Annotated in this window: 8 protein-coding genes and 1 pseudogene; all 9 read left to right on the top strand. The window is 74.2% G+C overall.

Translation table 11 applies throughout. The features are described 5' to 3' along the window. Window positions 1-28: 28 nt before the first annotated feature. Window positions 29-472: a nuclear transport factor 2 family protein gene (locus tag ACFWJ4_RS32175; protein WP_380550341.1), complete on the top strand. Its 444-nt coding sequence runs from the start codon at window positions 29-31 to the stop codon at window positions 470-472. 110 nt (window positions 473-582) lie between these two features. Next, on the top strand, window positions 583-2490 hold the full coding sequence (locus ACFWJ4_RS32170; RefSeq protein WP_380550338.1) for an amino acid adenylation domain-containing protein: 1908 nt from the start codon (window positions 583-585) through the stop codon (window positions 2488-2490). Then, on the top strand, window positions 2487-3722 hold the full coding sequence (locus ACFWJ4_RS32165; RefSeq protein WP_380550335.1) for a cytochrome P450: 1236 nt from the start codon (window positions 2487-2489) through the stop codon (window positions 3720-3722). The genes ACFWJ4_RS32170 and ACFWJ4_RS32165 overlap by 4 nt, the downstream gene beginning before the upstream one ends. A gap of 78 nt (window positions 3723-3800) precedes the next feature. Beyond that, on the top strand, window positions 3801-4559 hold the full coding sequence (locus ACFWJ4_RS32160; protein WP_380550332.1) for a thioesterase II family protein: 759 nt from the start codon (window positions 3801-3803) through the stop codon (window positions 4557-4559). Window positions 4560-4792: 233 nt separating this feature from the next. Further along, window positions 4793-5107, top strand: coding sequence for a 2OG-Fe(II) oxygenase (locus tag ACFWJ4_RS32155; protein WP_380550330.1), 315 nt, complete (start codon window positions 4793-4795; stop codon window positions 5105-5107). Between the two features lie 10 nt (window positions 5108-5117). Then, window positions 5118-5450: a metal-binding protein gene (locus ACFWJ4_RS32150; protein ID WP_380550327.1), complete on the top strand. Its 333-nt coding sequence runs from the start codon at window positions 5118-5120 to the stop codon at window positions 5448-5450. Continuing rightward, window positions 5447-6010 (top strand): hypothetical protein, encoded by a 564-nt coding sequence (locus tag ACFWJ4_RS32145; RefSeq protein WP_380550325.1) that lies wholly within the window; start codon window positions 5447-5449, stop codon window positions 6008-6010. Before ACFWJ4_RS32150 ends, ACFWJ4_RS32145 begins: the two co-directional genes overlap by 4 nt. Further along, window positions 5962-6297: pseudogene (locus ACFWJ4_RS32140) on the top strand (hypothetical protein); the annotation flags it as partial. The gene ACFWJ4_RS32145 and the pseudogene ACFWJ4_RS32140, both read left to right, overlap by 49 nt. 339 nt (window positions 6298-6636) lie before the next feature. Continuing rightward, the gene (locus ACFWJ4_RS32135; RefSeq protein ID WP_380550322.1) at window positions 6637-8820 is read left to right on the top strand and encodes an LPXTG cell wall anchor domain-containing protein; all 2184 of its coding nucleotides are present in this window, start codon (window positions 6637-6639) and stop codon (window positions 8818-8820) included. Window positions 8821-8857: the final 37 nt, after the last annotated feature.

Here is an 8857-nt window from a genome sequence, read left to right as displayed (position 1 = left end):
CGACAACGATCACAGGAAGTACCTCGGCATGGCCCACACCCTCTCCCAGCCCGACGAGACACCGGCAGCGCCGGCACCACCTGAAACCCCGATCGCGGCAGCACCCCCGACGGCCCCGGCGCTGGGAGCGTCCCAGGTCCGCCGGTACTACCAGCTCGTCGACGCCGGGGACGTGCCCGCGCTGGTCGCCCTGTTCACGCCGGACGCCCGCTACCACCGCCCCGGGTACCGACCCATGGTCGGGCACGCCGAACTGGAACGCTTCTACCGCGACCAGCGGGTGATCCGCACCGGCGTGCACACCCTGGCCACCGTGGTCACGACCGAGGACGAGGTGGCGGTGCACGGCCTGTTCCGCGGCGTGCTGCACGACGGCGGTGAGGTCGAGCTGCGGTTCGCGGACTTCTTCCGGATGACACCGCAGGGCCGCATCGCCGCGCGGGACACCTTCTTCCACGTGCCCGCGGTCTGAGCCGCGGCTCCAGCGGCCACAGCAGCTGCAGCCGCGCCAACGGCGACGGCCCACGCGGCCGCGCGTTCAACCCCGACGGGGACACTTCAGCACAGGAAAGCGGGAAGCAGTTGACCAAGACCGTCTTCACCACCGACATCCCGGCGTTCGTCGGCAGCGGACGGCCACCGTTCGACGCCCGGGCGATCCACGAGCTGGTCGCCGAACAGGCGGAACGGGCCCCGCACGCGCCCGCCGTCACCTGCGACGGACGGACCCTGACCTACCGGCAGCTCAACGACCGCGCCCACCGGCTCGCCGGGCGACTGCGAGCGGCCGGACTGGCGCAGGAGGACGTCGTGGGCGTGCTGGTGCCGCGCTCGCCCGAGCTGATCGTGGCCCTGCTCGCCGTCCTCGTCGCGGGCGGGGCGTACCTCGGACTCGAACCGGACGACCCGGCTAGCCGCCACGCGCTGCTGCTCAAGGACGCGGGCGCGGGCATGGTGATCACCGAGGAGGCCCTGCGGGAGCAACTGCCCGGCACCGTCGTCACGGTGACGGAAGGCCGCCCGGCACAGGAGCCGGCCACCGGGCCGGCGGCTCCGGCCCGCCCCGGCGACCCGGACCGGCTTGCCTACGTCAGCTACACCTCGGGCTCCACCGGCGAGCCCAAGGGCGTCGGCGTGCCCCACCGGGCGATCGACCGGCTCGTCCGGGGCGCGGACTGGATGGACGTCCGCGCCGAGGACGTCTTCTTCCACCTCGCGCCGGTCGCGTTCGACGCGTCCACGTTCGAGATCTGGGCCCCCCTCGTCAACGGCTGCCGACTGGTCCTCTTCCCCCCGGTCGCCATCACAGTGGAGCACGTGGCGCGCGTCGTCCGGGCCGAGCGCGTCACGGTCCTGCTGCTGACCACCGGGCTCTTCCACCAGATGGCGAGCTCCCATTTGGAGGCGTTCGCCGACGTGCGGCACGTCCTCACCGGGGGCGACGTGGCCTCACCGAACCACGTCCAGCACCTGCTGGCCCGCCACCCGGAGCTGCTCTTCACCAACGGCTACGGACCCACCGAGAACACCACGTACACGACCTGCTGGACCAGCAGCACCCTCCCGGAGCTGCGGAGCGTGCCGATCGGCCGCCCGATCAGCGGCACCAGGGTCGCCGTGCTCGACGGCGACCTCGGCCCGGTGCCCGTCGGCGAGTGCGGGGAACTGTACGTGGCCGGGGCGGGCCTGGCCCGCGGCTACCTGGGCCGCCCGGCCGCCACGGCCGAACGGTTCCTGCCCGACCCGTTCGGGACCGAGCCGGGCGCCCGGATGTACCGGACCGGCGACCTCGTGCGATGGCTGCCCGACGGCACCCTGGAGTTCGTCGGACGGGCGGACGACCAGGTCAAGGTCCAGGGCTACCGCGCCGAACCGCGCGCCGTCGAGGTCGAGCTGGAACGGCTCGCCGGGGTGCGGCACGCGGTCGTGCTGCCGCAGCCCGACCCGGCGGGCGGCACCCGGCTGCTGGCCTACGTCGTGCCCGCGGAACCCGATCCGGCGGGCAACGCCGAGCTCGGCCGGCGGCTGCGCCACGAACTGCGGGACCGGCTGCCGGGCTACCTGATCCCCTGGGCGATCCTCGTCCGTCCCGAGCTGCCGGTGAACCGCAACGGCAAGATCGACCGCCGGGCCCTGCCCACCGCCACCCGGGTGCCGCGCAACGTGCCCAACGAGTTCGTCCCGCCCCTCACCGAGGTGCAGACGCGACTGGCCGAGCTGTGGGGCGACGCCCTCGGCGTCGAACCGGTCGGCGTCGACGACGACTTCTTCGACCTCGGCGGACACTCCCTGCTGGCCACCGACCTCCTGGTCGCCACCCAGCGCGAGTTCGACGTGGACCTCCCCGCGCAGACCCTGTACCTGTCGCCGACCGTCGCCGAGCTGGCGACGGCCCTCACCGCCCGGATGCGGACGTCGGGCCCGGACGGCCCGACGGACGGCCCGACGGGGGACCCGGCCGACGGGGCGGGGGAGGGGCAGCCCCGATGACGGCGGTTCCCCCGACCACGCGCTGCCCGGTCCTCGCCCCGCGGCCGGTCGATCTGATCGACCCCGACCTCTACCTCTCGGGCGGGGCGCACGAGGCGTGGCGACGGCTGCGCCGCGACGCCCCGGTGAGCTGGCAGCCGGTCGGCGACATCGGCTACTGGTCGATCGTCGCCCACGCCGAGGCCAACCGGGTACTGCGCGACCACGACACGTTCACCTCCGAACAGGGCACCCTGCTCAACCTCCTCGGCAAGGGCGACCCCGCCGGCGGCCGGCAGATGGCCGTGACCGACCCGCCCCGGCACTCGCGCCTGCGCGGCCCGCTGCAGCAGGCGCTGTCGATCAAGACGGTGGAGAACGACCGGGAGGCGATCCGCCGGGCCGTCGTCGAACTGCTCCGGCCGTTGGCCGACGGAGGCCCGTACGACTTCGCCGCCGCCATGGCCACCCTGCCGATGGCGGTGATCGGCACCATGATGGCGCTGCCGGAGCAGGACTGGCCGCGGCTGGTCCGGCTCGCCCACGCCTGCATCGCCGCCGACGACCCCGAGTTCCAGCTCGCCGCCGGACCGCGGGCCACCCTCGTGACCGCCCACCGCGAACTGTTCGCCTACTTCCAGGACCTCGTCACCGCGCGTCGGCGCGCACCGGGCGGCGACCTGATCAGCGTGCTGCTCACCATGGAACTCGACGGACGCCGACTGTCGCCGGGCGAGATCGTGTCCAACTGCTACAGCCTGCTGCTCGGAGCGACCGTCACCACCGCCCAGCCGCCGATCGCGGCGATGGCCGAACTGGCCGGGACCGCCGTCCTGGACGACTGGGCGGCCCACCCGGAACTGCTCGGCAGCGGCGTGGAGGAGGCACTGCGGTGGGCCTCGCCCACCCAGCACTTCATGCGCCACGCCACCCGCGACGTCGAGATCCGGGGCGTGCCGATCCGCGCGGGGGACGCCGTCGTCGTGTGGCTGGCGTCGGCCAACCGCGACGAGACCGTGTTCGCCGACCCGGACACCTTCGACATCCGGCGGCGGCCCAACAAGCACATCGCGTTCGGCGTCGGCGCGCACTACTGCATCGGACACACCGTCGCACGGGTGGCCCTGCGGATCCTCTTCGCCGAACTGCTCGGCCGGTTCACCGGCTTCGAACTCGCCGGGACGCCGCGGCGCATGCGCTCGAACATCATCGCGGGCTTCACGCACCTGCCGATCACCGCGCGGGCCCGCTAGGAGCCGGAGCCGTCACCACGGCCGCTGCCACCGCCGCTGCCGAACCCGAGAAGAAACCCCACACACGGAAGGTCATCAGTGGACGCTCCGACGGTCCGTACCCGCAACAAGTGGTTCCTGCGCGAGCCGTCGCCGGTGGCACCGGCGCGGCTGTTCTGCCTGCCCTACTCCGGCTGCGGTGCGAGCATGTACCGCCAGTGGCCGTCACAGGTCGACGGCGTCGAGGTCTGCCCCGTGCAGCCGCCCGGCCGGGAGAACCGGATGCGCGAGCCCGCCCACACCACCTACGAGGCGCTGGCCGACGACCTCTGCGAAGCGCTGCGCCCCCACCTGGACCGCCCCTACGCCCTGTTCGGGCACTGCGGCTCCGCGCTGGCGGCGTACGAGACCGCCCTGCGGCTGGTCCAGCGGGGCTGCCCCGCCCCGACCCGGCTGTTCGTCTCCTCCGAGGTCGCGCCGCAGGACGGACCCTACGGCCGCTTCCTCGGCATGAGCGACGACGAGCTGGCCGCCGAACTGCGCCGGCTCGTCGCGGAACTGGGCGGCACCCTGGAACCGAGCCTGCTCGCGCTCTACCTCGGCGTCCTGCGCAACGACGTCGACATGAACAAGCGGTACCACGTGGCCGAGCCGGTCCGGCTGCCGTGCCCGATCACCGCCATCGGCTGGACCGGGGACACGGGCATCGCGCCGTCGCTGATGACCGGCTGGCCGGCCTGCGGAGAAACGACCTTCGAACTCCTGGAGGGAGGCCACTACCGCTTCATCGAGGCGCCGGCGGAACTCCTGGCGCTCCTGGTCGCGGATCTGACGCCCACCCGGTCCCGCACGCCCTGACACCGGCGCGAGCGCGACCAGCGGGGGAGTGGCGGAGCCGGCACGGCGCCCTCTCGTTCGTGCACCCGGGCGGCCCCGGACGCGCCCGCCGCGCGACGCGGCGTCCGAATGCCGCCAGCACACGGCCCGTCCAAGGGCGACGATCGGAACAGCCCGACCGTGCGATGCCCGCGGCCCTCCCGGTCCGCGGGCCCATGCCCCCGCCCGTCCCCGCCCGTCCAAGGATCCCTCCCGTGAACGACACCCTCCTCGCCGCCGACGCGCCCACCACCGCGGCGCCCGCCCCGGGCCCGGCCGTCCTGCCCGCGCTCGACTCGCTCGACTGGCAGGGCGTGCACGAGCAGTTGGACCGGGACGGTGCGGCGCTCACCGAGCCGCTGCTGTCGCCCACCCAGTGCCGGGAGCTCGCCGCGCTCTACGACCGGCCCGAACTGTTCCGCACCACCGTCGACATGGCCCGCCACCGCGCCGGCCCCGTCCGCCACGGCGTCAGCACCGTGCGCACCGGCCGCCGCCACACCCTCGGCCTCGTCTTCCACGACGCCTGAGCCCCGCCGCATGGCCGCCACCGGCACGCCCGCGCCCGCACCCGCGCCCAGCGTCGGCACCGCCCCGGTCCCGTCGTGCCGCTACACCCTGACCGGACCCGACAACCGCCCCTACTCCAGCACCACGCCGGGCACCCTCGGCGGCCACCGGCGGGGCCGCCGCTACGGCCGCCTCGACTGCCCCTCGGCCCTGCGCGCCATCGCCGCCGGCGGCTACGTGCGCCACCGCGTCTTCTTCGCCGACGAGGCCACCGCGATCGCCGCCGCCTACCGGCCCTGCTCGGTGTGCCTGCCCGGGAAGTACCGGCAGTGGAAGTCCCGCCAGAAGGACCGCACCCCATGAAGCCCCGCCCCGCCCCCGACCGCTCCCCGCTCCTTCCCGAACCCGGGACCACCGCCTACGGCGACCTCCCCGCACCCGCCCCCCACACCGCCCCCGAACTCGCCGCCCTGCTGCGGCTGCTCGCCGAGCACCGCCGCCCACCCCTGCGCAGCGTCGCGATCGGCCACAGCCGCGACGACGCCTCCCGCACGGCCGCCGCCGCGTTCGCCGACGCCTGGCACGCCGCCGGCAACGCCGTCCTGGCCGTCGTCGACTGGCCCGAACAGGCCGCCTCCTGGCTGCGGCCCGCCCAGCGCCTCACCGACCGGGAACCCGACGCCCTCGTCATCGCCGCCGCCCCGCTCGGCTGGGCGCAGCTCGCCCGACGCCTGCGCCACAGCACCCCCTGGCGCCCGGACCGCACGTTCGGCTTCGCGTCCCTCGCCGAGCCGGTCGCCGCGGCGCTCGCCGGGCCCGGCGTCCTGGACGGCGTGCGCGGCGCGAGCGCGGACGGCGGCACCTGGCGCATCGAATGCGGCTGGACCGCCTCCTTCCCGCCCCCCGCCCCGGGCGCCGCGTGAACAGCACGCCCGCGCTGTTCGGTCCGCCGCCCGCCGGCTACGAGCGCCGCGAGATCGCGCCGGGCGCCGTCCACCTGCCCGGTCGGCTCACCCCCGACCGGCAGCGCGAGCTCGTCGCCGCGTGCCGCGCCCGGGCCGTCGGCCCCGTCCCGATCCGGCACACCCGGCTGCCGTGCGGTGGCGTCATGTCCGTGCAGACCGTGTGCCTGGGCTGGCACTGGCAGCCCTACGCCTACACCCGCACCGCCGACGACGTGAACGGCCGCCGCGTCGCCCGCCTCCCCGACCGGCTCGGCCCGGTGACCGCCCCGCCCGGTGACCGCCCCCGCCCGGGATCAGGGCCTTGAGGTCGCGTCAACCCCGGGCGCGCCGATTGTGAACGCCGCATTAACCCAAACTGGTCAGTGTGTGACATATTCTTCCTCGGCGGATGAATTCGGACCAATCGTCCTGAACCCGCCCGGAGGGCATCCCCTCACCCTCCCGTACCCTCAAGCACTCCCAGGAGACCCACCTTGAGCGACCGCATACCATCCGTCACGAACGCGGTGCGGCCGATACCCGGATCCCGGGCCCGGCGCGTGTCCGGTCGTGCCGTACTCGGGGCTCTCGCCACCACGACGCTCGTGCTCGCGTCGTCCGTGCCGTTCGCCGTGCACGCCGCCGCGGCACCGCCGGCGAAGGCCGGTACGAGCGGGGCGCAGCGGCCGATCGGTCCGAAGCCGGCGCTGGATCTGCTGGCGCACGGCAACCTCACGATGGCGTCCAACTCGGTGGTCTCCTGCGACCCCGAGGACAGCGACTGCGACCTCAACGCCTACAACAACAACCGGGTCAACTGGGTCAAGACCGACCCCAAGGCCCCCGGAAACACCGCCTCCGCGGCCACCCTGACCGTCCCGCCGGGTGCCAAGGTGCTCAACGCCCGGCTGTACTGGCAGTCCAACCCCGTCGGAACCTCGCGGCTGTCCACCTCCGGTGACGCCTCCAAGGCCGACCAGGTCGAGTTCAAGGTCCCCGGCGCCACCGGCTACCAGCGGCTCACCGCCGACACCTACGACTGGTTCGACCAGAAGACCGGCGGCACGCCCCCGGCCCCGCTCACCGCCCACGCGGGTGTCAAGGACGTCACCGACCTGGTGCGGGCGGCCGGTTCCGGCGAGTACACCGTGGCCGACATCCAGGCCTGTCAGGGCCGCTCCTCCACCTCCGACTTCGGCGGCCAGAACGTCGGCTGCTGGGGCGGATGGTCCCTGGTCGTCGCCTACGAGGACGCCAAGGAGCCGCTGCGCTACCTGCAGGTCTGGGACGGCTACCAGCTCATCCGCCCGCCCGAGCCCAGCATCACCATGACCCTCGACGGCATCCGCACCCCGGCCGGCCGCGCACCGGCCGCCACCATGGGCGTCATCGTCGGCGACGGCGACGCCCCCATCGCCGGGGACTCCCTGGAAGTCGGCCCCGACGCCGGTCGGCTGACACCGCTGCTGATGCCGACCGCCACCGGACCCGCCCCCGACAACGCCTTCACCAGCCGCATCGACCGGGTCGCGCCCGACGGCACCGGCACCAACCTCACCGACCGCAACCCGAACACGGTCAACAACGTCGGCTACGACGCCCGGACGATCGACGTCACCGGCAAGCTGCCCGCCGGCAGCAAGCAGGCCGTGCTCAAGGTCACCGGCCAGGGCGACGCGCTGCACCCCCAGGCGGTCTGGCTCGCCGTCGAGGCCCTGGAACCCGACCTCCAGGTCGTCAAGGCCAACACCCCGGCCGGTACCACCACCAACAACCCGCCCGGGCTCGTCGACCCCGGAGCCGAGATCACCTACACCTTCACCATCGCCAACCGGCACCCCGACGGCACCACCGCCGACCTCGACACCGCCACCGGCGTCACCCTGACCGACGTTCTGCCCCAGGGAACCAGTTACGTCGACGGCTCCGGCACCGGCTGCACCGCCTCCGGACGCAACGTCAGCTGCCCCACCGCCGACCTCGCACCGGGCGCCGAGACCACCGTCTCCTTCCGGGCCAGGGTCGACGCCGGCCTCGCACCGGGCACCAGGCTCGACGACACCGCCTCCCTCGCCTACCGCGGCACCCAGACAGGCCGCGAACAGCACCGCACCAGCAACACCGTGCGCAACACCGTCACCGAGCACACCGGCTACCGGGTCACCAAGACCGCCGACAAGAGCCAGGCCGCCCCCGGCGACACCGTCACCTACCACGTGGACGTCACCAACACCGGGAACACGTCCCTCACCGCACTGACCGTCACCGACGACCTGAGCGCCGTCCTCGACGACGCCACCTACAACGGCGACGCCACCGCCACCCTCGGCACCCCCTCCTACACGCAGCCGGTCCTCACCTGGACCGGCGACCTGCCGGCCGGCGGCAACGCCCGTCTCACCTACACCGTCAAGGTGAAGGACCCCGCCGCCGGGGACCACACCCTGCGCAACACCGTGGTGGCCGACCGGCCCGGCGGCAACTGCCCGCCCGGTGCGACGGCCGGGGAATGCACGGCCACCGTGACGGTGACCACGTCCTCACCGTCCCCGACGGCCTCCCCGACCACGTCGCCCTCCACCACGCCGACGTCCTCGCCCTCGCCGACCGCGACCGACGGCAACGGCGTCGACCCGGCGCCCACCGGCAAGCCGCAGCAGCCGGGCGGTAGCGGCGGTCTCGCCTCGACGGGCAGCCAGGTCGCGCTGATCGGCGGCATCGGCGCCGCCGTCCTCCTCGGCGGTGCGGCCCTCGTCCTCGTCTCCCGCCGCCGGCGCCACCGGCACTGACACCCCGTCCCGACCCTGACGTGGGGGCGGCCACCGA

The sequence above is a fragment of the Kitasatospora sp. NPDC127067 genome, assembly GCF_042724755.1.
Lineage (GTDB): Bacteria > Actinomycetota > Actinomycetes > Streptomycetales > Streptomycetaceae > Kitasatospora > Kitasatospora lactacystinica.
Note: the sequence above shows the minus strand (reverse complement) of the source record. Positions and strands in the feature narration are given on the sequence as shown.

Excerpts from the sequence above, each read along its gene's own strand:
- ACFWJ4_RS32175 (WP_380550341.1), top strand. The coding sequence starts at position 29 with ATGGCCCACACCCTCTCCCAGCCCGACGAGACACCGGCAGCGCCGGCA.
- ACFWJ4_RS32145 (WP_380550325.1), top strand. The coding sequence starts at position 5,447 with ATGAAGCCCCGCCCCGCCCCCGACCGCTCCCCGCTCCTTCCCGAACCC.
- ACFWJ4_RS32165 (WP_380550335.1), top strand. The coding sequence starts at position 2,487 with ATGACGGCGGTTCCCCCGACCACGCGCTGCCCGGTCCTCGCCCCGCGG.
- ACFWJ4_RS32150 (WP_380550327.1), top strand. The coding sequence starts at position 5,118 with ATGGCCGCCACCGGCACGCCCGCGCCCGCACCCGCGCCCAGCGTCGGC.